Below are 25,055 nucleotides of genomic sequence, written 5' to 3'. Positions count from 1 at the left end.
CACCGTGCGGCAATGAATGGAGGCAGCATCCGGCCCACGACACGAAGGACGTCATGATGGCCCCCAGAGGCATCTCGCACTCGGCCCCCTCCCTCCGTCTCCGCCGCCCGGCCCGTCGGGCCGCCCTGATAGCGACGACCGGGGCGCTCGCACTGGCCGGAGCGGGCGTCGGAGCCTGGACATTCCTCGCGCCTGGGCCGGTCATCCAGGGTCTGAGCGACGGCGCCGTCCTCGACGGGCGCAAGGCCGCACAGGTCAGCGCCTACCTCGCCATCGCGGAGGCCGGCGGCAGGGACAAACTGCGCGCCACCCTGGACGGCACGGCGGTCCCCGTCACGGCTGAGGGGGCTCGCCTGAACCTCGCCCTCCCACACCTCACCGAGGGCCGGCACACCTTGGTGGTGACGGGCGACAGCAGCCTCCCCTTCGCCTCGTACCGCAAGGTCGTGGGCTTCAGTGTGGACGCCACCGCTCCCGAGCTGAAGGTGGCCGACCCCGAAATCAAGAACGTCGCCGCCCCCGTGACCATCACCGGCAACGCCTCCACCGACGCCGAGGTGGCCGTCAACGGCAAGAAGGTCCCCGTCGACAAGGCCGGGACCTTCAAGATCACGGTACCCAAGGGCACACCCGCCGCGACGGTCACAGCAGTGGACCGCGCCGGGAACACCACCACAAGGGATGTGTCCACTCGGGGGCGTCGCCCCATGATCCGTGCCGCGCACATCACCGCCATCGGGTGGGGCGACAACACCCTGCGCGGCGACATCCTCGCCCTCGTTCGCAGCGGCAAGCTCAACGCCGTCGAGCTGGACGTCAAGGACGAGGACGGCGAAGTCGGGTACGCATCCGAGGTACCGCTGGCCCGCCGGATCGGCGCGGCCAAGGGCTATTACGACGCCCGCAAGGCGATCGCCGAGATCCACGCCGCCGGCGCCCAGGTCATCGGCCGCATCGTGGCCTTCCGCGACCCCAAGCTCGCCTCGGCCGCCTGGAACTCCGGCAAGCGCGACCAGATCGTCCTGACCCCGGCCGGACAGCCCTACGACGGCGGCCACTACGGAGCCCTCTCCTTCACCAACTTCGCCAACCCCACGGTCCGCAAGTACAACCGGGACCTCGCCGTCGAAGCGGCTCGGCTCGGCTTCGACGACATCCTCTACGACTACGTGCGCCGTCCGGACGGCCCGCTGTCGCACATGCGCTTCCCGGGCATCGGTACGGCCACGCCCGAACAGTCCATCACCTCGTTCGTCGCCGACACCCGGACCGCGCTGCGTCCGCACGCCAAGTACCTCGGCGTCTCGGTCTTCGGTATCGCCGCCACCCGGCCCACCGAGATCGCGCAGGACATCGGAGCCCTGGTCAAGGTCAGCGACTACATCGCACCGATGGTCTACCCGTCCCACTGGGGGCCGGGCGAGTACGGCGTCGCTCAGCCCGACACCGACCCGTATGCGATCGTGCAGCGTTCCCTCGCCGACTTCGCTCGCCTGGCGAAGGGCACCCAGACCGAAATCGTCCCGTGGCTCCAGGACTTCTCGATGGGCAGCACCTACGGGCCGGCCGAGGTGGCCGAACAGATCAAGGCCGCGGCGACCAACAAGATGAACTCCTTCATCCTGTGGAACGCCGGTGCCCGCTACCAGGGCACGGCGCTCCAACAGATCGCCACGCGCTGACAGGGCCTGGCTGTGCCTGTCCGAGTTGGCCGTCGGCCGTGTGGGAGGCGGAACCGCCCGGCCGCCTCCCAGAGGAGTTACCACGGCAGCCTCCGGCGCCGCCGGCACGGGCCGGCGGCAGTCCGCGAGGCGTATACCCGCCTGAGCAGGCGCGCTCAAAGACCTGGGCGATCTCGCTTCCCTTGCCGGCCGGCCCTCTGGGGCTGAAGGACCGCCCCTCACTCCCCGCACCCCACCGACCGACGAACTCCTCCAGGGCGCGGCGCTGCTGTTCCTCGCGGGCGATCTGCTGCGCGAGCACGCCACGGTCGATGAACGGGTCGACGGCGGTGAGGACCAGGCGCCGGCGCTCGGCCGGATCGTGCTGGACCCGCGCACCGTCCTGGCCCACCCGGACGACTGGATCACGGGTCCGGCCCGTGCTGTTGACGCCGTGGTCCATCTGGACGCCACAACCGCCGAGGTCGCCTGGCCGGCGTTCATCGGGCAGCTTCCGCCCGCGCTGCTTGCCCTCCACGCCGACGCGCCAGCCGACCGGCACTCCAAACCGCGTCAAATGATCACCGGTGACTTGGTCAGCGCCGCGGTGCTCGCCACCAGCGGCTGCTGGGAGATGAATCCCCTGTTCCACGGCAAGCCGCCCTATGACGGATACCGGGAGTGGCTGACCCCAAACCCGCTGACTGACAGGTTGAGGTCACCGTCAAGAAGCCGTGCCGTGAGTTCCATGCACCGCATCCGGGCCGCGGAGAAGCCATAGGGCATCTTGGATACCGCTTCGAACGCACTCATCTGGGCGTCCTCCTCGCCGCTCGCCTCGGCGTCGTAGATCTCGAAGAGCTTCTCCTCGGCCACGTCCAGTCCCGCCGCTTCAATGGCCTGAAGCAGGGCCTTGTGGTGGGCGCAGTGTTGCGCGGCGAGTTCCTCGACCTGCGGGTCGTGGGGGTCGACGGTGTCATCGAGGGCGGCGTCAGCCGCGTCAAGGCGGTCTGCCTCGGCGCGCAGGCCTTCATGGGTCGCCAGGGTGATGAACACGCTGGCCTGAATCGCGGCTCCCAGCGGCCCGAAGATCCGTTCTGTGACCAGCAGGGCGTCCAGGTCGGAGGGGCGCAGTGCGCCGGAAGGCAGGTGGCTGAGCCGGTCCGTGACCAACGGGGAGAGCAGGCCCAGTGGGCTGCCCACGCCCCGCAGGCGCTGGACTGCCGCGCGTTGACGCTTGATGTCGGCCTCCTGGGCAGCCAGGGTCTCCTCCAGCCGGCCCAGGACGTCCTCAACGTCCCGGGCTTCGTCGAAGGCGGCCCGCATGTCGTCCAGGCTGATGCCGGCCTCGGACATCTTGCGGATCCACAGCAGGCGGATCATGTCGTCGTAGCCGTAGCGGCGGCGTCCGTCTCCGCCTCGCCCGGGCTCCGGCAGCAGACCGATGTGGTGGTAGTGACGAATGGCGCGCGGGGTGGTTCCGGCGAAGGCGGCGGCATCGCCGATCTTGACCTCGCGGGGAGGTGTGGCGGAGGGGTACATCGCAGACAGGGCCTTTCGTGCTGTGGTGCCCTCAACGACAGCACATGCCGCTACGGCATGTGCAACTACACACGACCCGGACTCTGACGGGCCATCGGGCGGTCCCTCGCCATGGGCGTCCCGTTCCAGCACGGGCCCGGAATGGGTGGGGAGATCCGTCGAGCAGGTGCTGGTAGCCGCGACCGTCGCCGTGCAAGTCCAGGAACGGCACCGAGTCAGCCAGCGCCCCGCGGCAGGCCCGGTGACTGATCGTCGGCTTGCAGTAGCGGCCGTTGCAGTTCGCGCCCGACGTGCTGTCCTCCAGGCGGCCGGGACTGCTTGATCCGCAACCGCAGCTTCGCCTGTCGAAAATCGTCGGGTCGTCCTCGGCGCGGAACGCAGTGCCGGCCTGCCTCTCCTCGGCCTTGCGATGCACAGTGCCAGAGCCGCCAGCTGATCCGGCCTGATCCAGAAGACACGAACCGACAACCCGAGTCGGAAGTCCGCTGGATACGCGTTCGGTCCAGGCGGCCTCTTGTCCTGTTGGCAAAGAGGCATGCCAAGCTGGGCGGCCAAGGCGGCGGCCCGGAGATCTACCGGAAAGTCTCTGACTCGGGTCACTGGCGCGGGTGGCGGACCACCAGAAGGGCTTCGACATCCTCCTCCGCCGCCTCGTATACGTGCGGGACATCGGCCGGCCAGCTCGCGTGCGCGCCCGGACCCACAACCGGGCCGGGGGCGTGGGCCGGACCGACCCGAGCGTGGCCGGTGAGGACAATGATGTGCTCGGTGGTCCCGGGGGCGTGCGCAGCGGACTCCTGCGTGGAGCCGGCGCGGATGCGTATCCGGTAGGTCTCGGTGACCGCGGCCGGGTCCTCGAAGCGCTCAGTGAGGACCGCGTCCACGGCCTGGCCGGAGATCTCCTCCGGCAACGGGGCAGGGAGCTGCGGGGCGGCGGCGTGCAGCACGCTGCTCAGCGGCACGCCGAGCGCGGTGGTCAGCGCGTAAAGGGTTTCGAGGGTCGGATTGCGCCGCCCGCCTTCGAGTTCGGACAGGGTGCCTTTGCCGACCGCGGAGCGGCGGGCCAGCTCGGACAGCGACATCCGGCGTGCCTCCCGAAGGTCCCGGAGCCGTGATCCGACGCGGCCGGCCACGTGCGCGTCCATGCTTCCCCCTGTCCCTTGATCAGCCGTCCCGTACGGCCTATCGTTCCACAGACAGAACGTTCTGTATACGGAACGGCTGAGTGTGCGCCGTGCCCTGGAGCGGAGGAGACGTATGGAGTCCCGGAACAGCCCATCCCTGCCCGACCGGTGCGGTCCGGTGGCCGAAGCCCTCGCGGCCGCCGGGCTGCCGGACCGGATCCGCGTGCTCGGCGCTTCCGCGCGCACGGCCGCCGAGGCAGCGGCAGCCCTCGGGTGCGCGGTGGGAGCCATCGCCAACAGTCTGGTGTTCGTCTCCGGTGGGGAGCCCGTGCTCGTGATGACGAGCGGCGGGCACCGCGTCGACACCACTGCGCTCGCCACGCGTTGGGGACGCGCCGGACTCCGCCGAGCCACTCCGGAGGAGGTGCGCCGGGCCACCGGTCAGGCGATCGGGGGCGTCGCGCCCGTGGGCCACCCCAGGCAGCTGCCCACGGTGGTCGACGATGCCCTCACCGGCCATGAACACATCTGGGCAGCGGCCGGCACGCCGCACACGGTGTTCGTCACCACCGCGGCCGAACTCCTCCGGCTCACCGGTGGCCTCCTGCTGCCCGTCGGCCCGTGACGAGCCCGTTCGACGGCCGGGAAACGGATCTGACCGGACAGGTGGCAGTGATCACGGGCGGCTCGGCCGGGCTGGGCCAGGCCATCGCCGAGGGGCTCTCCGCAGCCGGCAGCGTGGTCGTGGTGGCCGGGCGGCGGGATGATGCCTGCCGACGCGCCGCGGCCCGGATCTCCGCCCGAACGGGCGGCTCCGCCCTGGGACTGGCCTGCGACGTGACCGATGAGGCCGGGGTGCGCCGCCTGGTCGGCACCGTACTCGCGGAGTACGGGCGCCTGGACGTGCTCGTGACCAGCGCCGGGATCCAGGCACGCGGGGAGCTGGAGGCGCTCGACGCGGCCACGTTGCGGCACTGTCTGGACGTGAACGTCGTCGGCACGTTCCTCTCCTGCCAGGCCGTCGTGCCGGTGATGCGGGAGGCCGGGTACGGCCGCATCGTCACCCTGGCCAGCGCACTCGGACTCGTCGGGGCTGCGGGCAGGGCCGGCTACGCGGCGAGCAAGGGTGCGGTGGTCCAGCTCACCCGCAGCCTCGGCGCCGAACTCGCGGGCACCGGCATCTGCGTGAACGCACTGGCTCCGGGGCCGTTCCGCACTCCCATGAACGAAGGCGCCGAGGATGATCCGCGGGTGCGGGAGTTCCTCGACCACCAGGTGCCCATGGGACGCTGGGCCCAGCCCGACGAACTCGTGGGCGCGGCGCTGCTCCTTGCCTCGCCGGGGGCCTCGTACCTGACGGGCGCCGTCCTGCCGGTGGACGGAGGGTGGACAGCCTGCTGATCACGGCCCGTTCCAGCCTGCGCGGGCCCGCCCGGTCGCCGGGGACAGAGGCCACGGGCTCCAGCCCCGAGGTTCTCGTTCGCCAGCGCGGGAGAGGCGGTCAGCCGGCGGCCGCGGCCGGCCCCTGGCCGACGGGCGGGACATCGCCGGCGATCTTTCTCCGGGCGGACGCAACCGGCACCCCGCCGGACCGCGTGTCGACTGGGGGAGAAATTCACAGACGTTGCCCGTCGTGGCCGTGCGGAAGCGAACCGCGCGGCCCGGGAGATCAGGAGCCGTTCCATGTCGGACAGGATCACGCTGCGCCCGGTCACCGCCGACGACCTTGACGTGTGGGAGCGGGAGTTCGACGGGCCGGAGGGCTGGGGCGTCCACCAGTGGTTCGGCCACCAGTCGACAGCCGGCCTGCGCCGCCGCTTCGCGGAGAACGGCCTGCTCGGTCCCGACGGCGGGCTGTTCTCCGTCGTCGAGGGCGACGTGACGGTCGGCCGGGTCAAGTGGTTTCCCGGCAGCGGCTCCTCGCGGACTACCTCTTCGAACACACCAGGGCCGACAGGATCCAGGCGTGGACGGACGTGGCCAACCTCGCCGAGCAGCGCGCACTGGAGAAGGCCGGCTTCGTCAGGGAAGGCGTCCTGCGCTCCGCTGTATGGCGCGGCGGACAGTGGAACGACTCGGTGATTTACTCCACGCTCCGCGGTGAGCGACCCGGCAACGCGGAGATCTGAGAGCCGAACGCGCCTGACGGGGCCGACGCCACCCCCAAGGACGGAAGCGCCCGCCCCGGGCGGAACGAGCGATGCGAGCTTACGGGCCGCCGTGAGAAAACATGTGCGTCGAGCCGCGATCGCATGACCGACAGGAGTCTGTCCGACGATGATCAGGAACATCACCAGCGTGAATCAAGACCGAGTGCTCGAAGCCTTCCGTCAGGAAGCCGGGGCCCTGACCGATGCCGTGTCAGGCCTTTCCCCAGCCGAGTGGAACCTCCCCACACGCTGCACCCCCTGGAGCGTGCTCGACCTGTTGGGGCACGTATGTGTCGTGATCGACTGGCTACCGGGCATGCTGGACGCACCGGCACCCGATGAGCCGGAGATCTCGGCGGCGGAGTACTACCGCCCGGACGAGCGCTTCTCACCCCGGACCAACGACAGCCGGATCGCACTGGCCCATGACCGTGCGGCCCGGTCGGCCGACGGCGCCGCCTTCGCCCGGGACTTCGCCGCCACCTGGCAGCGGGTCGACCAGCTGTGCCGAGTCCAGCAGGACGACCGGACCGTACGAACCCGTCATGGCGACGCCATGCTCCTGTCGGAGTTCCTCCTCACCCGCGTGGTGGAGGTCGCCGTCCACGGTCTCGACCTCGCCGACGCACTTGGACGCAAGCCCTGGCTGACCCCGGCAGCCGGCGACGTCGTCACGGAGCTGCTCCTCGGCACGGAACACGCCGTGGCCACCGACGAGCTGGGGTGGAGCCGGACGCGCTTCCTGCGCAAGGCCACCGGGCGGGAGCCGCTGAACGAAGTGGAGGCCGTAGAGGTCGAACAGCTCGGCATCCGCTGGCTCGCCCTGGGCTGACGCCGGCGCCCGCCAGTAACCCCGAGAAGCCGGGAATCACTCGGTATGCGATCGCCGGGTGTGCGTCAACCTGCCGTCTTGTATGGAGGAGTTTTGCGACGTGGTGAAGTCTGGTGGGTCAAGTTCGACAAGCGGCGGCCGGCCGTACTCCTGTCGGGAGACAGCGCGTCCGGGATCCGGGTGATGCAGGTCGTCCCCCCGGCGGGCGTCGACATCAGCGGTCTGGGCGTCGAAGTGGCCCTGGGTGCCATGGAGGGACTGCCCTTCGAAGGCGTGCTGCGGTTCGCGTTCCCGCGCCCGGGCTTCATCCCCTGCACGTGGCTGACCACCGTATCCGGGGACGACCTGATCGAGCCGGCAGGCGTCCTGCCCTCCGCGAAGCTCAGCGAGATCGAGGATGCCATCCAACTCGCCGAACAGGCGCAGGAGCGGACCCCGGAGACGACCGCGAAGCTCAGCGAGATAAGGAACACCCTCCGTCTCGGCGGCCTCGGGTAGGCAGAGCGGGAACGGACGCCCGCGATGGCGCCGTCGCGCCGCACTCCACTGCGACGGTCTCGTGCACCGCGATCTGAAGCCCGCCAACATCGCTCTGGCCTCCGACGGCCCCCGCGTCCTGGGCTTCGGGATCGCCAGGGCCTGGGAGGAGTCCCGGGTGACGGCCGACGGCGTGGTGGTCGGCACCGCGCGGGTGCCACTCGCCGGAGCAGGCGATGGGTTCTCCGCTGGGGCTGTCGGTGGTGGCTTGGTCGGCGCGGTCAAGGACGGCCTGGCCTCACCCTCAGCAGCCGCGGTATCGGACTGGACCCGCCGAACAACCTTGCGGTCATGCCCTGGCACGAGATCAAGGCTCTGGAGCTGACGCGCCACAGCGGGTGGACGGAGCTGACCGTCCACCTCGACGCGGTGCGGCAGACGCCCACGGGTTCCCGCCACCCGACCCGGTCCGCAGCGGCCGCGACGGTGTCACCTTGTCCGGGCCGTGGTGGCGACCGCACATCCGATGCCGTTGCGCGGGCAGCGGTACACGTCAAGGCCTCAGCACCGGTTCACACCGGGCATTCCGCCAAGGCACAGCGGCTGTTCCCTGCAGAGCGCGTCTACCCGTTGCCCCGGGCACTGGAAGGCCGTCCCTCTGCGGATGGTTGACAGCCGACTGGTGACAGGCCTCAGTGGACACCCGCACTGCGCGCGCTTTCGCCCTGCGGGCTCAGGAGAGGACGGGGGCCAGGGGGCTGCCGTTGGGGAGTAGGGAGTTGATGCCTTCGGCGGCGCAGGTGTCCAGGAAGTAGAGGTTCACGATCTGGCCGTTGTCCCTCGTCCAGAAGCGGTGGCCGTCCTGCTCGAGGTCGTCCAGCAGGTAGGTGACCACGAGTCCGTCCGCCCAGTCGTCGTGCACCTCGGCGGTCCAGCGCCGTCGGCGGCCGTTGACCGTGTAGGCGATCCATGCCCCTCCGGTGGCGAGGTCGACGTGGTCCTCCACGTCGGTGAAGGCATCCGGGCGGCCAGTGATGCGGCACAGCTCGCGGGCGATCCTGACGTACGCGCCGGGTCCGTGGACGCATTCGGTGTCGAAGTTCCACGCCCGGTCGCAGAACCAGCGTCCCCAGGGTTCGCGTTCCACTTCCGCGCCGAGGATGGAGAGCAGGAGTTCGTACGGCCTGCGCTCGAAGAGGTCCCTGGGGAGGGAGTACAACAGGTCGTCGATGTTTCTGTCGGGTGCGAGGGGTAGGCCGAGTTCCGCCAGCCGGGATATCTGGGTTTCGAGTTCAACGAGTTCCACGGCAGCAGATGCTAGGGGTCGCCGCTGACACCGGGCGCCTCTGGGTGCGGCCGGGGAGGGCGGCTTCCTTACGTGTCGCGGAGCCGGGGACGCCACTCGCGTTGATCTTGGAGGAGGGCTTGACCTACAGTGCTCCGCGGACATCATCGGGTGGGCTATCGGGGGACCGTTGTGCAAGCGCTGTCGACTCTTCGGACCGTAGGAACGGCCGTGGCCGCGGTGGTGTCCGTGACGCTGACCGGGTGCACGCCGGACGGTAGCGGGGGCCCCGCGGCGGGGATTCCGTCGCGGTCGGCGTCCTCTCTGGACGACACCACCCCGGCGCCGCACAGGTCGGCGCCGGGCACGGCGGGCACGGCGCCGGGCCCGGCATCCTCCCCGGGCGATGCTTCCGCCGGCGGTGCGGGGCGCAACGGCGGGGCCGGCACGGGGATCGGTGGGGCCAGTGAGAGTGGTGGGACCTCAGCCGTGCGGCAGAAGTTCATGCTGGACAACCTGCCCAGGGCGGGCATGGTGATGGCGGCCGGCGAGTACGTGGCACGCTTCACCACCTGCCGGACGTACAGCATCGATCCGAGCGACGAGCGGTACTACCCGATGGACGCCGAGTTCGACGCGGACTGGGGCGTGCAGTTCCGCGGGACCTGCGACGACGCCGCCGGGGACTGGATCCGGGTCTTCAAGACCAGCGACATGAAGAGGTTCCAGGAGGCCTACAGGGCCGACATCGCCCAGCGGATGAAGACCGACCCGAAGGCGGGCATCCGCGGCGGCTTCGCCGTCGGCCGGGACTTCGCCGTGATCGCTCCGAGCGAGCGGACCATCCGGGAACTGTCCGCGTCCCACCTGCTGATCCTCAACTGCAACCCGACCTACCGGCCGACCGGTGACACGCGCACGGCGCCCGCGCTGGTGGACGGCTGCGTCCTGACCGACCAGTTCGTCTCCTGACCCGGCCGACCGCCGGGCCCGCGCGCAGCAATCAAGCGCTCCTTTCAACGCGCGCTCGAACACGGTCCCCATGCGTGGGGGCTCGTTGTCGCGAGAGGTGAGTGACAGCGAACGCGCTTTGGTTGAAACCTCTGATTTGACGAGGACTTGCACGTCCAGCCGCAGCCCCCGTTGTGCACCGTCGTGCGACGTCATTGAGAGGGGCGGCCCGCCAGGGGCCACTCCATCACCGGCCCAACGACCGTTCCGTGCTCGACGGGGACGCCGCCGCAGGCATACTGCCCGCATACCCACGCCTCCCCCAGCGCCGGCCAACGGTTCCGTGCCCGGAGCCGTGAGCCGGCCACCGACGCCCCGAAACCTCCGGCCGTCAACTCCGAGAGTTCTTGAGTAGCTCTCAAGAATCGTCACGAGCTCCCGTTTTCGGAGGCGGACGTCGATGTGGCCGCCCGTACAGAGCCACCGGTCGCGGCCATCACCGGGGCGACGGTCACGGCGAGAGTGACGGCCTTGGCGATGGCGGCCAGGTCGTGGGGAGTTCTGCGGGATATGCGGATCCTTCGGCAGGCGATCTTGACGGGCCGTCCTTCACCCGTGGTGGACAGCTCCCCTGGCCGCCGCGCTGGGCTCACCCGTCGAGGTGGAAGCACCCGCGGCAGCCGGATCAGACAGCAACCGCGCAGCCTCACTGTCGAGTGGGGCTGCGAGTTGGTGCGATTCAGTCAGTGAGGCTGCGACCTTCGGAAGCCTTCTCCTTGGTGGCTGCCGGCTACCGCGAGCGCGGAGTAACGTGCCGGGAACCTTGGCCGGCCAACCGCTGTGATGCTGCGAGCCTCCGCAAGACCGACCGGGCGCCCTGGCCGCCGGTGTGCTGGTCCTGACATGGACCGACACAGAGAAGACTGCGGTCCTCATATAGCCACGTACCCGGGTGTCGGTGTACGCCTGAATGTGCCCAGCCGCGTACGACTGAACGTGCTCAGGTTGGCCGTCCGGATCAGGTGTTCCGCCGGTACGCGCCGGGTGCGGTCCCGTGTGTGCGCTTGAACGCGTGGGCGAGGGCGAACTCGGAGGTGTAGCCCACCTGGGCGGCGATGGATCTCAACGGTGCGTCCGTTGTCCGTAGCAGGCGCGCTGCCGTGGTCATCCGCCACCAGGTCAGGTAGCCGAGGGGCGGTTGGCCGACCAGCATGGCGAAGCGTCTGGCGAAACGTGCCCGCGACAGTCCGGCTTCCGCTGCGAGTTTCGCCACGGTCCACGGTGCTGCCGGGTCTCGGTGGATGGCGTGGAGGGCGCCGGTGACCGGCGGGTCGTTCAGGGCAGCGGCCCATCCGGTCGTGTCCCCTCGGGCAGGCTGCTCGTCGAACCAGATGCGCAGCATGTACAGCAGAAGCGTGTCCAGGAGGGCGGGGATGACTGCGTCCGTGCCCAGGCGCGGGGTTTCCAGCTCGGCGGCCAGGAGTTCAACGGCTGAGCGCAACGCGGGACGGCGGTCCGAGTGGGCCGACAGGTGGATCAGATCCGGGAGGGTCAGCAGCAGCGGGTGAGTGCGGGACGGGTCGAGCTGGTAGGCCCCGCACAGCACAACAGTAACCGGGCCGCGGTCTCCGCTCCGGTCGACAGTGGCCGAGGCGTAGGCGTCGTACAGCTCGTGGTCATCGAGGCCGCAGGCAGGCGTCGTCATCAGGCGTTCGGGGCTGTCGGCCAGGGTGTGCCCGCTGCCGTGGGGCAGGAACACCACGTCGCCCGCGAGCAGTCGGACAGGCTCCGCGTCCGGAGGCAGGAGCCAGCAGGAACCCTGCAGGATCACCTGGAAGCCCGCCGAACCGGGGACGGACGCGAACTCCTGTCCCCACGGGGCGTGCCACCGCACATGCGCCGACCGGGGCCGGCCAGTCCGCGTCACTGCAACCACGTCGCTGAGCACATCCATACGCCGAGGATACGGGCGCGAGACGCACGCGCATGAACTGGGCCGTCTGACGCATGGATCGTCTCCATGCACGGTCGTAGATTCGCGGCATGACGATGATGAAGACCGCGCGTATCCACGAGTACGGCGATACCTCCGTGATCCGCTACGAAGCCGTCGCCCGTCCACGACCCGCTTTCGGTGAAGTGCTGGTCCATGTCGCCGCGACTTCGTTCAATCCCAGCGAGGCCGCTCTGCGCGCCGGCATGTTGCAGGCATTCTTCCCCGTGGACCTGCCCTACGCGCTCGGCTGGGACGTCGCCGGCACCGTGGCCGAGGTCGGCACGGGGGCGGAGGGCTTCGCCGTCGGCGATCGGGTCATAGGGCGGCTCGACGGCGGGGGTGCGGCTGCCGAGTACGTCCGGGCGCCCGCCGCCGTACTGGTTGCGGCGCCGACGTCCATCCCTCTCGCGACCGCTGCGGCTCTTCCCGTGGCCGGCCTGACGGCCTGGCAGGCAGTGTTCGAGCATGGGCAGGTGGCCGCCGGCCAGCGGGTGCTGGTCAACGGTGCGGGTGGCGGCGTCGGAGGATTCGTGACGCGGCTCGCCAAGCACGCGGGGGCGGAGGTGATCGCCACGGCCAGTGCGCGGAGCACCGAGGCAGTCCTGAGGCAGGGGGCGGACCAAGTGATCGACTACACCGCCGGGCCGGTGGGCGCCGCACTCCACGATCCGGTGGACACACTGCTCAATCTGGTCCCGCTGAACCCGCCGGACGCCGCAGCTCTGGCGCCTCTCGTGCGACCCGGCGGGAGGATCATCTCGATCGCAACCCCGATCGAACCACCTGCCGACGCCGGAGTGAGCGCGATGCACATGGTCGCCCACAACGATGTTGCTCATCTTGCGGCGCTCGTGGAACTCGTCGACGCGGGCGCGCTCAGCATCGACATGAGCGAGTCACGTCCACTGGCCGACCTTGCCGACGTCCACCAGCTCAGCGAATCCGGCCGGATCCGCGGCAAGGTCATCATCATCCCTTGAGCCCCGGCGGCGATTTCGGGCGCCACGCCGGCCGGTCGCCGGGCACGTTCCCATGTACCTGGCTGAGCACTTTGACGAGTACGCCGACACCGGGGCGAGCGGGCCGGCTGGCTGCCTGGCTGGCTGGCTGGCTCAGTGCTGTGCCCAACACTCCTGGCGCCGAATTCAGGGAGCGGTCGTGAAGACTTGTGGATGTGCGCGATCAGCTGATCACCAGCTCCCATCTGATCTCTCCGTCGTGCCATCGATCGGTGGGGGCGAGTCCGGCTGCGGTGGCGACGGCGGCAGATGCCTTGTGGTCGGGGTGGATGTGAGCGATGACCGTGTGCACCGGGTGTTGTCGGAGCCAGGCAACGAGCCCTCGGGCCCCTTCGGTGGCGATGCCGCGCCGCTGCCAGGGGGTGCCCACCACCCAGGCGATCTCTGCGGTGGCGCCGCGGTCGTCGGCGGTGACCGTCGCCTGGAGCGTGCCGGTCAGACAAGCCGCGTCGCGGAGCTGGATCGCCCAGTTGCACCAGGACTCGGAGGGGACGGGCGAGCCGGCCGCCCAGCGTTGGTAGCGGGCGCGCAGGGCCTGGGGGGTCTCCGGGGCGCCGCCGGTGAAGATGTGCAGGTCGGGGTCGGACAGCACGGTGGCCATCTCGTCGGCGTGCTCGACCTGCAGGGGCAGCACGGCCAGCTGGTCGGTGTGGATGGCATCGGGCCTGAGCGTGATCACGCTGCCTCCTGGTCGGGACGTTCGACGAGTATGCCGCGTTCGAAGCGGGCTCCGGTCCCGACCGGCGACGAGGTGGAGCGCGGCGGCTGGCAGCCTCCCCCGTTTCCGTGGCACAACGAGCCGCAGGTACGGGTGAACCACGGTGCGGGCTCCGAGAGCGGGGGGCATCCGGTGACCTGGAGCCGTCCTCCTCGGCGGGCCTGCACCGTTGGTTGAGGTCGTCGGGAACGAACCTGCTTCGCGGACAACGAGGGTTGAACGTCAAGCTCAGCGAGCAGCCGGCGTACCCGAACTGCCGCCCACACCAGCGGCCGGGCTCCTGCCCTCCGTGCTCCGGGGCCTCGGCGCCGATCTGAGCCTGGGTCACCTCCTCTCCGAACCGCATGGCCATGATCCGCCGTGCCCTCTCGTCGAGTTGGGCGAGCAGCGGGCCCAGGGTGCCGAAGTCCACAGCGCTACCCGGTGCTTCGCCTGGGTGGCGGGGACGCGCTCACGCCGACCGTGTCCCGCCGGATAGTCGGCGATCAAGGCGTGATACCGAGCGCCCAGCAGCAGAAGCCCAGCTCGTCCACGTCCTGCTCGATCAGCGCGGTCGCCGTCGTACCGCCCGAGTGCCCCGAGTCGCGGAGCGGTAGCACCAGGTACGGGCCTCCCCCCGCGGCTTCGGCCTGAAGCCGGGCGGCCATCTTGAGCGGGTCGTGGGGAGGGGCGTTCCGGTCGTTGAGGGCCGATGCGAACATCATCACGGGGTAGCGGCGGTCGGCTCGTATGGTGTGGTAGGGCGAGTAGCCGGCGAGATACGGGCCCTCGACCGGGTCATCGGGGTCGCCGTACTCCACGGTCGCCGCGGCCAGGTGACCGAAGCGGGGGAACCGCAGCATGTCGAGCACGGGCACCCGGCTGTAAACGGCCCCGAACGCGTCCGGCGCCTGCATGGCGGCGACGGTGACCAGCAGGCCCCCGTTGCTGTTGCCTCGGGAGACAAGCCGGTCGGGCGTCGTCCAGCCGGTCGAGACGAGGTGGCGTGCGGCGGCGACGTAGTCGTCGAAAGCGTTCTGCCGCCGGGTCTTGACCGCGGCCTCGTGCCAGCCCCGGCCGTACTCACCACCGCCCCGGACGTTGGCGAAGGCCAGGACCCCGCCCAGCTTCAGCCATGCCGCGTTAACCGGTGCCCAGCGCGGTTCCATCGCGATGTTGAACCCGCCGTAGCCGCTGAGTCGGACGGGCCGCCGCCCGTCGCGCGGCAGGTCCTTGTCGTGGACGACGAACATCGAGACCGGTGTACCGTCCGGCGACTCGTACCAGACCTGTTCCGTGACGTACGCGGACGCGTCGAGTCCGGCGTCGGGCACGTGGTGCGGCGAGAGCCGGTCCGCCGCGTAGTCGTAGCGGTAGAGCGAGGGGGGCTGTACGTAGGAGGTGAAGCTCACCCATACGTCATCGCCGTCCCAGCGGCCGCTGATGCCGCTGACGACTCCTTCTCCCTCGTTGCGGTTCACCGAACCGAGGGCAGGGAGCTCCAGTTCGCGAAGGTGGGTGCCGTCCGCGGCGTGGATCCTCACCCGGTGCGAGGCCGCGTGCGCGTAGACGGCGTAGAGCCGACCGCCGACTCCGGCGACCGTCTGGAGCGTGTCCGGGCCTTCGGGTATGAGGGTCCGCCAGGCGGTCGGCTCGGCCAGCGGTGCGGTGCAGAGCCGGCCGCGCGGTGCGTCGAGGTCCGTGTGGACGAGCAGGGAATCGCCGATGACCTGGACGTGGTTGAGGGAACGCATGAGGCGGGCCACGGGTATGAGCTCGCGGTCGGCCAGACGCAGCAGGTGCACGGTGTTGGCGTGCACGTAGTCCCACTGGTTGATGACCGCGAAACGGCCGCATTCAGTGACCTTGACGGTGCACCAGTGCTCCTTCTCATGGTCGTGCCGTCCTCCGAAGATCCGGCGGGCCGGCCTGTGCGACCCCACCCGGTGCTCGTAGACGGCGTGCCAGAGGCCTTCCTCTTCCGGCGAGACCTCGCCGGGCTCGGGGCAGGCGGCGTAGAAGAAGCCGGAGGAGTCGGGGAGCCAGGCGGGCGCCGAGTGGCCCGAGCCGCGGGGCCGGTCGGGCAGTACCCGGCGCGAGGGGACGTCGAGGACGTGGATCACGGCGTCGTGCGTGCCGCCCACGGACTTTCCGAAGGCGACCAGCCGGCCGTCGGGCGAAGGCACCGCGAACACCAGGGCCTCGTCGTTCGCCCAGGCACCCGGGTCGAGCACTGTCTCGAGCGTTGCGGCCGCTCCTGTGCCGCGCCGGAGCATGAACGCGAGCTTTTCGGCGTCGGCTCCTGCCTGCCAGAAGAACTCCTGGTCGTCCGGTCCCGCGGGGACCGGCGCCGACGTTCGCGCGTACCGCGAGGCACGGGAAACCTCCGCGCGCAGCCGGTCCCGTCCCGGCACCTCGGCGAGCACAGCACGGGTGACGGCCTCCTGGGCGGCGAGCCACGTCTCGGTCTCCGCGTCGTCGAGGCGCTCCATCCAGGCATACGGATCCTGGAACCAGCGCCCGTGTACCGCATGGCAGCTGTCCTGGTCCTGCCGCGCCACCGCGGCCTCGATGGGCAGCTTCGGCTTCTTCACCGCACGATCCTCCTCGGCCCTGACGCGTACGACGGAACTGTACGAGCTGCCGACGTTCCCCTGCTGCACTGATCCTGCGGTCGATCGATGCGGTCGTAGCCGCGCCGCCCCTCGCGTGCCCAGGCAACCACCGGCGACAGCGACAGCGGACGGCGCCGGGTCAACGCCCGCATGCTCCCGCCGGACCGCCCGCAAGGACCCGCGTCCGGCGCAGCCCGGTTCCATGGTGACGCCGAGGCTGTGACCGCTGCGCTCGCCGGCGCCACCACGGCCGAGGCCGCCGGCAGCTACATCTCGTCCAACAGCGGCGGGGCGAATATCCGCAGCTGTGCCAGCACCACCTGCGGCTCGTACGGCTACCTCAGCAACGGTACCGGTGTGAGCATGCAGTGCCGGCTGGACAGCCAGTGGGTCTACCCGCCCAGCTCGAACTACGCGTCCAACCGGTGGCGGCTGCATGTGCGCGAGGGTGGCGGCGCAGGGCGAGATCGTCCACGCCGATCACCGGTGAGACCGGTACTTCGGCACTGGCAGGCGTGAATGCGCGGCTGGCTGCACCCCCAGCCGCTTCAGAGCGCGCGGCCGGTTACCGAGATCGAGGCCGAGGTCGAGGTCACGGGGAAGCGTCAAGCCCTCGGTCAACGGGCCCCCGACGCGCTTCGCGTCCAGGGTCGCGGGCGCCGGATCGGCGGCCTCCCACGCCCCCGACGCAGCAACGGGCGCGGCGGCAGCGGCGGCCGGGGCGGGGCCGGCGGGAACGGGGCCCCGTGGGGCAGGCGCGGCCCGCGGGCTTGGACCGACACCACCTCGGGATCACTGTGCCTGGTCAGCAGAAGCAGGCACCACGGCCCTCTTGGCCGGGCGCAGCGGCTTGGCCCACCGGTAGGTGCCGGGGCGCCGGCGCTCCGCGCGCAGGGATGCGAGCGTGTATCGGTTGATCCACTCGTTGATCCGGGCGGCCGGCCGACCGGTGATCACCAGGCGGTGCGCCGTGTCATCGGTGCGTACCGGCTGAATCACGCCGTCGTGGCGACCGAGGCTGATGGACTGCGCCAGGTATCGGAACCTGAGCGGCTTGGGCTCGCGTCCATGAGCGAGTGCGTCGATGGCCTCGGCAGCCTGCGCTCCGGTGGGCATCGCCGTCGCGCACGCCATGCGGAGTTCGCCCGCGCCAGGCACGGTGACGCGTGCTGCGTCACCCACGACGAACACGTCGGGGTGGGAGAGCGAGCGCATGGCTGTGTCCACCAGAGCCCGGCCTCGCTCGTCCACGCGGAGCCCGGCCTCGGCGGCCAGCGAGGGAACGGTGAACGCGGCAGCCCAGACGACCACGTCCCCGGCCAGCTCACCGTGATCGGTTGACAGTCCACCGCGGTGGACGGATTGGACCTGGGTGTGTGAGTGCAAGCGGACACCCAGACGTTCCAGGGAGTTGCGCACATGGGTCCGGCCGGCTGCTGAAAGCCCGTTCCCGGGCTCGCTGCCGGTGACCAGATGGACCTGCCAGGCGCCGGCCGACTCGGCGAGCTCTGCGGCCAGTTCGATACCGGTCGCTCCGCCGCCGACGACGGTGACAGTGCCGGATCCACGAGACAGTCGATCACTGAGCCCCTGAGCCTGTTCCAGTGTGTAGGCGTGCTCGCCGATGCCGGGAACGCGGGTGATGTCGGTGCTGCTGCCAAGGGCGTAGACAAGCCGGTCGTAGGTCAGTGTGGTTCCGCTGTCCAGAAGGACCGTATGGGCACCTGGATCGATCGACGTGGCCGTGGCCTTGACCGTGTTGATCTCCCTCCCGGCGACAAGCTCACGCAGGACGACGGGCGTGCCGGCGCGGCCGGCGGCTATTTCGTGCAACCGGATCCTCTCGGTGAAGCATTCCTTGGGGTCGACGAGGGTCACCTGGTGGCGGCTGCTGACGCGGAGGGCCGCGGTCACTCCGGCATACCCGGCGCCCACCACCACGACGTTCTGCTTCTGTCCCATGTCGATATTCCCGTTCCACTCTCACGAGGCTCCGTGTGCGCCCTTTCGGTATGAGGACCAGAGAGCGGGCCCGGATCGTGACAACGTTTCGCCGCCCTGCAGTGTGAAGTGGATCTCATGCCGGCTTCCGGCAAGTGACAGATCACATCCCGAGGGCTGGTGGTTCCGGGCGACCTGAGGGGCCGGCGGAGGCAGCTGATGCTGCACGCCAGGTCCACGTCAGGCGGCCTGTGGCTGGTGGGCAGGGCGGCGGCCTGGGCCGGGGCCGCGTGCCGGGGGGCTCGCCAACCAACGCCAACGCCTCCACCGCTTCGACACCGCGCGGCTCGAAGCACTCGCGGGGCTCGGGGTGGTGGTGGAGCGGGAGCGGGCGGCGGCCGGGGAGACCCGGGGCCAGGAGACGGCCGGTGCGCCGGGTGGGTGGTGAGGGAGGTGTGGGTGCCGTCGCTCTCCCCGATCGCCAGGCGGAGCGCTGCTGGTAGAGGCTGGTGCGGGTGTCGCTGCCCGCCGAGTGGTACCAGTACGGTGACGAGGAAGGGGCGAGACCCGCACGGGTCTTGCCCCTCCCAACGCTCTTTCAGGGGCGGGGGGACAGCTCGGCCATGGCGTTCCAGCCCTGGCCGGGCACCTCGACGTGGATGATCTCCGGGGTCTCGGCGATAGCCGCGGCCATGGTCTCCATGCCGGCGGCGAAGTGGGCGGAGGCCACGTGGACCCGGCCCGCCTCGGCGTCCGCGAAACCCTCCAGGAGGGTGTAGCTGTTCGGGTCGTCCACGCTGCGCGACCAGTCATAGAAGAGGTTGCCGGGCTCGTTGCGGGTGGCCCGGGTGAAGTCGTCCACGATCGTGAGCCAGTTGTCACTGTGCTCGGGGCGGACCTGGAACCTGACGGCGATGAAGATCATGCGGTCAGCGTGCCGTGCCTGGTGGCTGGGTGCACGTCGGCTGACGCCGGATTCCGGCCCTGCCGGAATCCGGCGTCAGCCGGCCGGCAGGAGGGCGGCCGCGGCCGCGGAGATTGCTGCGGCGAGCGCCGTGCGGCGGTTCCGGAACTCGGCGGTGGGCAGGGACAGCGACAGGGCGTGCACGGCACCGTCGTCGCGGGGCTGCGGCAGCGCTACGGCGAGACAGGTGTAGGCGGGGTCGGCCTCGCCGACGGAGACGGCGTAGCCCTGGGTGCGGACCCGGGTCAGTTCCGTTTCGAAGCGGTCGGCGCTGGTGATGGTGCGGTCGGTGAGGCGGGCCATGCCGTGGTCAGCCAGGTAGCGGCGGCGGGCCGGCCGAGGCAGCTCAGCCAGCAGCGCCTTGCCGTGGGCGGTGGCATGGGCGCGGGTTTCCCGGCCGGGGGTGAAGGGGTTTGCGATGTCGGTGACCGGGGCCGTGGTGTCCACGACCGTGATCAGGCCGCCGCGGTAGGCGGTGTAGTACGCCTCGGCGCCGGTGGCGCGGCGCAGCCGGGGAAGCACGTCGGCGATGCCGGGGGCGGGGCGCAGGTGGCGCTGGAACGAGCGCTGCAGGCCGGGGATCCGCGGCCCGAGCGCGTACCCCTGCGGGGTGCGGACGAGGTGGCCGCGGGAGGTGAGCGGGCCCAGCAGGTGGTACACCGTGGACAGCGAACAGCCGACCGCACGGGCCAGCGCCTTGGCGGTGACCGGGCCGGGGGCCTCGGCCACGGCGTCGAGGAGGTCGAGCGCACGGTCGACTGACTGCGGGCCGGTGAGCGGCATATCGGGGTACCCCCGGGGTGGAGAGCGGCGAACCTCCGAGGCTACCCGGCACGGGGCGGTGCGGAGTAACCCCCTTACACTCGCCTCTTCGGAGGGCAACGGACCGCGCCGGTGAGGGCACCTGGCCGTCTTTGCTCCGCGTACAGCCTGCCGCCTTCGGCCACATGATCTGCTCCTGGCGGGCCGCGACCTGGTCCTGGCGCCGTCGGTCTTCTGCAGTTCCACGCCGCACCTGTTCACCCGCCGTCAGGGCCAGGACGTTCTACTGATCTACCTCGCGCTCCACGACGTGGGCGCCGCAAGTGCCATCTGGGCGGCGCCCAAGCACGGCGACACCGCCGCGCCCCAGGCCCTGATCGCCCTCCTCGGCCGTACCAGGGCCACGATCCTGAGAGTGATCGCCGACCACGCCCTGTGCACCACAAGCGAACTCGCAACGTACGCGAAGACCTCCCTCGCAAGCGCGAGCGAGCACGCGAGCGTTCGCCGTCAGGCCGGCCTCACCACGCGCGGACGCGACCACAAGCACGCCCGGCACAGCGTCAGCCCGGTGGGGCTGACGCTCCTCAGCACCACCGCGGCGGCCTGAAGAACAGGCCGCCATTCCATCCAGACCTTTCGGATGGCCAAGGTCGGCGCCGCGTTGGACATCGGCCAGGGACGGTGACCGAGCCGACTCAACAGGCCGGCCCGGCAAGGAAAGGCAAGGCAAGGCAAGGCAAGGCAAGGCAAGGCAGTCTCGCTCTTCGCCGGCCACCTGGGTTGATCCTGGCCGAAGTGTGTGCCCGGGGTCGGTCCGGGCACACACTTCCCACCGCTCAGTTCCGGTACCGGTACAGGATCCGGCCGCGGGTCAGGTCATAGGTACTGACCTCCACGAGCACCCGGTCGAACGGGAGGATCCTGATGTAGTTCTTCCGGATTTTCCCACTGATGTGCGCGAGGACGTGATGCCCGTTCTGAAGCTCCACCTTGAAGGTGGCGTTGCGCAGGCATTCGAGGACAGTGCCCTCGACTTCCAGGCCCTTTGCCGTTCTTGCCAATGTCGCTCATTTCTCGATTCGGGGGGGGTGGGTGTGGATGGGGGGCTGGTCCGGTACGGCGTCAGTGACGTACCGGCTCGATGTTGCTGCCGGCCCGACGTGCGCCCACGCGTTCGAACATCGTGATCGCGGCGGTGTTGGATGCGTCCACATCGCCCCAGGCCGGGTCGGTCACGGCACGGTGCAGCTCGCCCAGCGCGTGGGTGAGCAGCGCCCGCCCGACGCCCTGCCGGTGCTGGTCGGCGCGGACCGCGAGCAGTCCGATAGGCGCTCGCCGGGGGACCGGCGCCACCCGGATCAGACCCGCGTAGGTGCCGTTCCGGAGCGCCACCGAACCGCGCGGTCCGGCGCATACAGCAGGCTTTCGTCCGCTTCTCCGCCGGCCGGGATCTTCACGCCTGTCGGCGGCGGCGCGTCGAGTCCGGTCTCCCGCGGGTCTGTGGGCAGGACGTACTCCCGCTCGCGGCGTCCGAGGGTGAAGCCGACCTGCTCCCCACGGGACTTCAGGTCGAGGTCCGCCTCGCCGACCAGAGTGCGGAGGGGCGGGCAGGTCCGCTGGAATCGCGGCGGCGAGGCGGCCGAACACGGGGCCCTGCCACACGTCGATGCTGGCGAAGCGCCGCCCGTCGGGCCGCTGCGAAACGTCGCCGTGGCCGACGCTCCGACCGCCGGTCACGGCCTGCCACCGGGTCTGGTCGACCCGGCTGATCGCTATTGCGTGCATGTCTGTCGCCTTTCAGGAGTGCCTGGTTGCAGAGGCGCTCCCGACGACACCTGAGTCAGTCGCACACCGTGAGGGAAGGGGGGAGCACCCACTTCGATACAGCTGTCATGGGTCTCACCTCCTGGCGTCCTGTCACGGTGCTCCGCACGTTAGCAACCCGAAGCTTCCCGTCCAATTGGTTATTCGCGCCATCGGGTTCGGCTCAGTGCGGCCGGTCCCATTGCGTCCCTTCGCGCGCGTACCGCCGCGGCCCGTCATGCGGTGTCGCGCCTCTGGCACGGCGGGGACGTCACCGCTGCCGCCGTCGCCTGCCGTGTCCTCGGCGTGCGCCGTGAGGTGCCGTACGGCCGGGACGCACAGGAGCGCGAGGGCGGCCGGGACGGCCACGATCGTCATCGCGTACAAGGTGCGGAGGGTGCGGAGGGTGTGGGACACCGGGCCGGCGCGTGCCAGGCCGAGCGGCATCAGGCCTGACGAGAGCAGGTGGTCGTAGGAGCTCACGCGGGACAGGGCCTTCCCGGGCACGTGTGTCTGCAGGGCGGTCTCCCACAGGACGAAGAACGGCCCCGCTGCGGCCCGCGCGCCTGGGGGAAACCGGAACGGTCACCGACGCGGGAACGGCCGCGCTGCAGCTGGTCCGGGTCGCGGCGGAAGCAGCCGGTCTGGCCCTCGACCCCGCCCTTCGCGTGGGAGCCCTCGAAGCCGGGTTTCCGCGTCAGCGTGGGGAATCCCATGCTTCCGGATCTGTGCCCACGACCTCGTCCGGGCCGATCCTGAAGAAGCGGCTGTGCTCGGTGACCGGGTTCAGGACCGCGACCTTCAGCAGCGTTCGCGCGCCCTCGCGCAGGCGGGCCAGCCAGGCCTGGTTGTGCACCACTATCGTCAGGTTCTGCGGCCAGAGGGCCAGCGCCCGTGGGTCCGGGCAGACCACCCCGGCCAGGCTGGTCCCGGTCCCCCACCGTGGCCGGGTGTAGACCAGCAGCCCGTCCCCGTGGGCCGGGCTCTGCTCGCCGTAGACGATCGCCTTGCCTGAGGCGGACCGCACCATCTGCGTGAACGTCGGCCACAGGACGGCGTCCATGCCCGCATGCCGGAAGAAGCCGGCCAGCCGCCGCAGCTCCGTCTGCCGCTCGGCTTCTGCGTGCCGCGCCCGCTCCGCCGCCCGGCGCCGGAACTCCGCCGCCACGGCAGCCCGCGCCGCAGCCTCCTGCCGGCGCTGCTCTGCTGCGGCTGCCCGCTCGGCGGCTTCGGCCTCCGCTTCCATCCGGGCACGGGCCAGCGCCAGCTCCGTGTACGCCGGGGCCGTCCACCGCACCGTGCCGTTCACGCTGGTGTACACGTGTGCCCGCCCGTCGAGGATCCACCGGATCGCATCGGCCAGTGTGGGCTGGACCCGCACCCACCCGGCCTTCGCCTTCAGGGTGCGCGGCGCCCAGCTGTAGCGCGCCATCCCGCGCCGCACCGTCCAGGGCTCGCCTCTCTTGCCCGGGAAGCGGACCTGCAGCGAAGGCACCGTCCGCTCCCACGGCCGGTCGTGCATCCCGAACCAGCAGACTGCCACTCCGTCATGTGCGTAGCGGTCCGTCCGCATCCGCGCATCCTCCGGCGTCATCGGCGACAGCTGCGCCTCCAGAGCCATGAACGGCCGCCCCCGCTCGTCGAAGACCATCACGTCGGCGCGCCAGTTCCGGGTCTCGCTGCTGACCTCGAGCTCCGCCCGCCACCCTGCCGCCCGGGCTGCCAGCGCCAGCTCCAGTTTCAGCAGGTGGTGCTCCAGCGACTCGTTCGCCAGCTCGCACTCGTCCGGCCGCATTTGGTGGTAGAAATGCCGATCGCGATGGACGGAGACCCGCGCGAAGACCCGGCCCCGGCACTCCGGGCACGACAGTTCCACGCCCTTGACGCGGTGCACCTCGGACCAGTCGCGGCCGCACCCGAGATCGTCCAGCGACGCATCCAGCCTGCCCCAGTCCGGGTGTAACGCGGTGTACCCCATCGGCCCCCCATTCCTCGCTGCCCCCCCCGGCCAGCGTTCCCCCGGCTCGAGGCCGGCACACCGGACGGGTAGGGGTCCGGCGATCCGCGATCGGGAGTACCAGGCCGGGCGGCGGGTCTCCCCACACCGTCGCGCCCCCGACAGGGACGCAGCCCGATGATCTTACGAACCAGCGGCACGTTCGGCGAGGCCTGCCTCGGCCGCTCACTTCTCGTCATGCCGGTTCTCATCCGGTGTGGACGTCGATGCGCGCACCGGGGGCCGACTCCGATGGCGGCTCAAGGACCATGGTCCGGGTTTCGTGGAGGGTCGCGGGGGCCCTCGTCACGTGAACGTCCCGACCACGGGCCGCCCGTGCCCTGACTGTGCGGCCGGGCGGGAGCACCGTCAGCCGGGCGGGACCGTCAGCCGGGGGTGAACACCGGCCCGAGCGGGCTCGCCCGTCACTAGAGTCCGGTGGCATGACAACGGTCACCACACGCACGGTCGCATACCCGGCCGACGGCCTGACGATGATCGGACACCTCGCGCTCCCCGCCGGTGCCGACCGCCGGCCCGCGGTCCTGATCGGGCCCGAGGGGCCGGGGCTCAGCGATGTCGAGCGCCGCCGAGCCGACGCGCTGGCCGAGCTCGGATACGTGGCGCTGGCGTTCGACCTCCACGGCGGGCGCCGGTTCACCGACCCCGAGGAGATGCTGGCCCGTTGCATGCCGCTGCTCGCCGCCCCCGACCGGATGCGGGGCATCGGCCACGCGGCACTCGACGTGTTGCGTGCCGAACCACGGACCGACCCCGACCGGATCGCGGCCGTCGGCTACGGCACCGGGGGCGCGGTCGCGCTGGAACTGGGACGCGACGGCGTCAACCTGCGTGCGATCGGGACGGTCAATGCACTGACCACCGGCCGGCCGGGCGAGGCGGCACGCATTCGCTGCCCGGTGTGGGCCGGGGTCGGGTCCGAGGATCCGATCATGCCGGCCGGGCAACGGGATGCGTTCGCCGCCGAGATGCAGGCCGCAGGCGTCGACTGGCGCCTCGTGGTCTACGGCGGGGCCCTGCACGCGTTCCACCACCCCCCGGTCGACCATCCCGTGCCTCCCGGCGTCGCCCACCACCCGCAACACGCACAGCGGGCCTGGCTCGACATCGTCGGCCTGCTCTCCGAGTGCCTGCCCGTCACGGAGTGATCCGGTCTCCTCGCAGGCCGGCGATCACGTCGATACGTTCCTGCACCTGCGCTACGGTCTCGCATCGC

General features: G+C 70.7%; 24 protein-coding genes and 1 pseudogene. 11 read left to right on the top strand and 14 right to left on the bottom strand.

Going from position 1 to position 25,055, the window contains the following annotated elements; genetic code table 11:
* Positions 1-53: 53 nt before the first annotated feature.
* Positions 54-1,682: a putative glycoside hydrolase gene (locus tag ACGFQ9_RS34135; protein WP_393579357.1), complete on the top strand. Its 1,629-nt coding sequence runs from the start codon at positions 54-56 to the stop codon at positions 1,680-1,682.
* 642 nt (positions 1,683-2,324) lie between these two features.
* Here the strand turns inward: ACGFQ9_RS34135 and ACGFQ9_RS34130 are convergent.
* Positions 2,325-3,203, bottom strand: a complete 879-nt coding sequence (locus ACGFQ9_RS34130) for a MerR family transcriptional regulator (RefSeq protein WP_393579356.1) — start codon at positions 3,201-3,203, stop codon at positions 2,325-2,327.
* Between the two features lie 596 nt (positions 3,204-3,799).
* Positions 3,800-4,348: a helix-turn-helix domain-containing protein gene (locus tag ACGFQ9_RS34125; RefSeq protein ID WP_393579355.1), complete on the bottom strand. Its 549-nt coding sequence runs from the start codon at positions 4,346-4,348 to the stop codon at positions 3,800-3,802.
* Between the two features lie 112 nt (positions 4,349-4,460).
* Between ACGFQ9_RS34125 and ACGFQ9_RS34120 the strand changes: the two genes are divergently transcribed.
* From ACGFQ9_RS34120 to ACGFQ9_RS34100, 5 genes are all read left to right on the top strand, one after another.
* A complete protein-coding gene (locus ACGFQ9_RS34120; protein WP_393579354.1) occupies positions 4,461-4,952 on the top strand; it encodes a YbaK/EbsC family protein in 492 nt (163 codons plus the stop codon).
* The gene (locus ACGFQ9_RS34115; protein WP_393579353.1) at positions 4,949-5,728 is read left to right on the top strand and encodes an SDR family NAD(P)-dependent oxidoreductase; all 780 of its coding nucleotides are present in this window, start codon (positions 4,949-4,951) and stop codon (positions 5,726-5,728) included. Before ACGFQ9_RS34120 ends, ACGFQ9_RS34115 begins: the two co-directional genes overlap by 4 nt.
* A 497-nt stretch (positions 5,729-6,225) precedes the next feature.
* Complete coding sequence (locus ACGFQ9_RS34110) at positions 6,226-6,456, top strand: GNAT family N-acetyltransferase (RefSeq protein WP_393579352.1); 231 nt, start codon at positions 6,226-6,228, stop codon at positions 6,454-6,456.
* Between the two features lie 169 nt (positions 6,457-6,625).
* Positions 6,626-7,309, top strand: coding sequence for a maleylpyruvate isomerase N-terminal domain-containing protein (locus ACGFQ9_RS34105; protein WP_393579350.1), 684 nt, complete (start codon positions 6,626-6,628; stop codon positions 7,307-7,309).
* Positions 7,310-7,402: 93 nt separating this feature from the next.
* Positions 7,403-7,807, top strand: a complete 405-nt coding sequence (locus ACGFQ9_RS34100; RefSeq protein WP_393579349.1) for a type II toxin-antitoxin system PemK/MazF family toxin — start codon at positions 7,403-7,405, stop codon at positions 7,805-7,807.
* A gap of 712 nt (positions 7,808-8,519) precedes the next feature.
* On the opposite strand, the gene ACGFQ9_RS34095 is transcribed toward ACGFQ9_RS34100, so the two are convergent.
* Entirely contained in the window at positions 8,520-9,092 is a 573-nt protein-coding gene (locus tag ACGFQ9_RS34095) for a hypothetical protein (protein WP_393579347.1), read from the bottom strand.
* A gap of 468 nt (positions 9,093-9,560) precedes the next feature.
* Here ACGFQ9_RS34095 and ACGFQ9_RS34090 point away from each other — a divergent pair, with 468 nt between their 5' ends.
* On the top strand, positions 9,561-10,043 hold the full coding sequence (locus tag ACGFQ9_RS34090; RefSeq protein ID WP_393579346.1) for a hypothetical protein: 483 nt from the start codon (positions 9,561-9,563) through the stop codon (positions 10,041-10,043).
* A 997-nt stretch (positions 10,044-11,040) separates the two neighbouring features.
* On the opposite strand, the gene ACGFQ9_RS34085 is transcribed toward ACGFQ9_RS34090, so the two are convergent.
* The gene (locus ACGFQ9_RS34085) at positions 11,041-11,976 is read right to left on the bottom strand and encodes an AraC family transcriptional regulator (RefSeq protein WP_393579344.1); all 936 of its coding nucleotides are present in this window, start codon (positions 11,974-11,976) and stop codon (positions 11,041-11,043) included.
* A gap of 89 nt (positions 11,977-12,065) precedes the next feature.
* On the opposite strand from ACGFQ9_RS34085, the gene ACGFQ9_RS34080 reads away from it, so the two are divergent.
* Positions 12,066-12,998 (top strand): NADP-dependent oxidoreductase, encoded by a 933-nt coding sequence (locus ACGFQ9_RS34080; RefSeq protein ID WP_393579342.1) that lies wholly within the window; start codon positions 12,066-12,068, stop codon positions 12,996-12,998.
* A gap of 202 nt (positions 12,999-13,200) precedes the next feature.
* Here the strand turns inward: ACGFQ9_RS34080 and ACGFQ9_RS34075 are convergent, their stop codons facing one another.
* The 3 genes and pseudogenes from ACGFQ9_RS34075 to ACGFQ9_RS34065 all read right to left on the bottom strand — a co-directional run bounded on the left by ACGFQ9_RS34075 (position 13,201) and on the right by ACGFQ9_RS34065 (position 16,328).
* Positions 13,201-13,716, bottom strand: coding sequence for a GNAT family N-acetyltransferase (locus ACGFQ9_RS34075; RefSeq protein WP_393579340.1), 516 nt, complete (start codon positions 13,714-13,716; stop codon positions 13,201-13,203).
* Between the two features lie 340 nt (positions 13,717-14,056).
* Positions 14,057-14,155: pseudogene (locus tag ACGFQ9_RS34070) on the bottom strand (sigma factor-like helix-turn-helix DNA-binding protein); the annotation flags it as partial.
* 85 nt (positions 14,156-14,240) lie between these two features.
* Positions 14,241-16,328: a prolyl oligopeptidase family protein gene (locus ACGFQ9_RS34065; protein ID WP_393579339.1), complete on the bottom strand. Its 2,088-nt coding sequence runs from the start codon at positions 16,326-16,328 to the stop codon at positions 14,241-14,243.
* Positions 16,329-16,568: 240 nt separating this feature from the next.
* On the opposite strand from ACGFQ9_RS34065, the gene ACGFQ9_RS34060 reads away from it, so the two are divergent.
* Positions 16,569-16,868, top strand: coding sequence for a hypothetical protein (locus ACGFQ9_RS34060; RefSeq protein ID WP_393579337.1), 300 nt, complete (start codon positions 16,569-16,571; stop codon positions 16,866-16,868).
* A 273-nt stretch (positions 16,869-17,141) separates the two neighbouring features.
* Here ACGFQ9_RS34060 and ACGFQ9_RS34055 read toward each other — a convergent pair whose 3' ends face one another.
* From ACGFQ9_RS34055 to ACGFQ9_RS34045, 3 genes are all read right to left on the bottom strand, one after another.
* Entirely contained in the window at positions 17,142-18,290 is a 1,149-nt protein-coding gene (locus ACGFQ9_RS34055) for an NAD(P)/FAD-dependent oxidoreductase (protein WP_393579336.1), read from the bottom strand.
* A gap of 598 nt (positions 18,291-18,888) precedes the next feature.
* Complete coding sequence (locus tag ACGFQ9_RS34050) at positions 18,889-19,215, bottom strand: putative quinol monooxygenase (protein ID WP_393579334.1); 327 nt, start codon at positions 19,213-19,215, stop codon at positions 18,889-18,891.
* 75 nt (positions 19,216-19,290) lie between these two features.
* Entirely contained in the window at positions 19,291-20,037 is a 747-nt protein-coding gene (locus ACGFQ9_RS34045; protein ID WP_393579332.1) for an IclR family transcriptional regulator, read from the bottom strand.
* 289 nt (positions 20,038-20,326) lie between these two features.
* Here ACGFQ9_RS34045 and ACGFQ9_RS34040 point away from each other — a divergent pair, with 289 nt between their 5' ends.
* Positions 20,327-20,626 carry a winged helix-turn-helix domain-containing protein gene (locus tag ACGFQ9_RS34040; protein ID WP_393579330.1) on the top strand — a complete coding sequence of 100 codons (300 nt, stop codon included), beginning with the start codon at positions 20,327-20,329 and terminating at the stop codon, positions 20,624-20,626.
* Between the two features lie 229 nt (positions 20,627-20,855).
* Here ACGFQ9_RS34040 and infA read toward each other — a convergent pair whose 3' ends face one another.
* From infA to ACGFQ9_RS34020, 4 genes are all read right to left on the bottom strand, one after another.
* Complete coding sequence (gene infA, locus ACGFQ9_RS34035) at positions 20,856-21,080, bottom strand: translation initiation factor IF-1 (protein ID WP_393579328.1); 225 nt, start codon at positions 21,078-21,080, stop codon at positions 20,856-20,858.
* Between the two features lie 61 nt (positions 21,081-21,141).
* Positions 21,142-21,411, bottom strand: a complete 270-nt coding sequence (locus ACGFQ9_RS34030; RefSeq protein ID WP_393579326.1) for a GNAT family N-acetyltransferase — start codon at positions 21,409-21,411, stop codon at positions 21,142-21,144.
* A 525-nt stretch (positions 21,412-21,936) separates the two neighbouring features.
* On the bottom strand, positions 21,937-22,305 hold the full coding sequence (locus ACGFQ9_RS34025; protein WP_393579324.1) for a hypothetical protein: 369 nt from the start codon (positions 22,303-22,305) through the stop codon (positions 21,937-21,939).
* 214 nt (positions 22,306-22,519) lie between these two features.
* Complete coding sequence (locus tag ACGFQ9_RS34020; RefSeq protein WP_393579323.1) at positions 22,520-23,800, bottom strand: competence protein CoiA family protein; 1,281 nt, start codon at positions 23,798-23,800, stop codon at positions 22,520-22,522.
* A 461-nt stretch (positions 23,801-24,261) separates the two neighbouring features.
* Here ACGFQ9_RS34020 and ACGFQ9_RS34015 point away from each other — a divergent pair, with 461 nt between their 5' ends.
* The gene (locus ACGFQ9_RS34015) at positions 24,262-24,987 is read left to right on the top strand and encodes a dienelactone hydrolase family protein (protein WP_393579321.1); all 726 of its coding nucleotides are present in this window, start codon (positions 24,262-24,264) and stop codon (positions 24,985-24,987) included.
* Positions 24,988-25,055: the final 68 nt, after the last annotated feature.

This window comes from Streptomyces sp. NPDC048603 (assembly GCF_043199475.1).
Lineage (GTDB): Bacteria > Actinomycetota > Actinomycetes > Streptomycetales > Streptomycetaceae > Streptomyces.
Note: the sequence above shows the minus strand (reverse complement) of the source record. Positions and strands in the feature narration are given on the sequence as shown.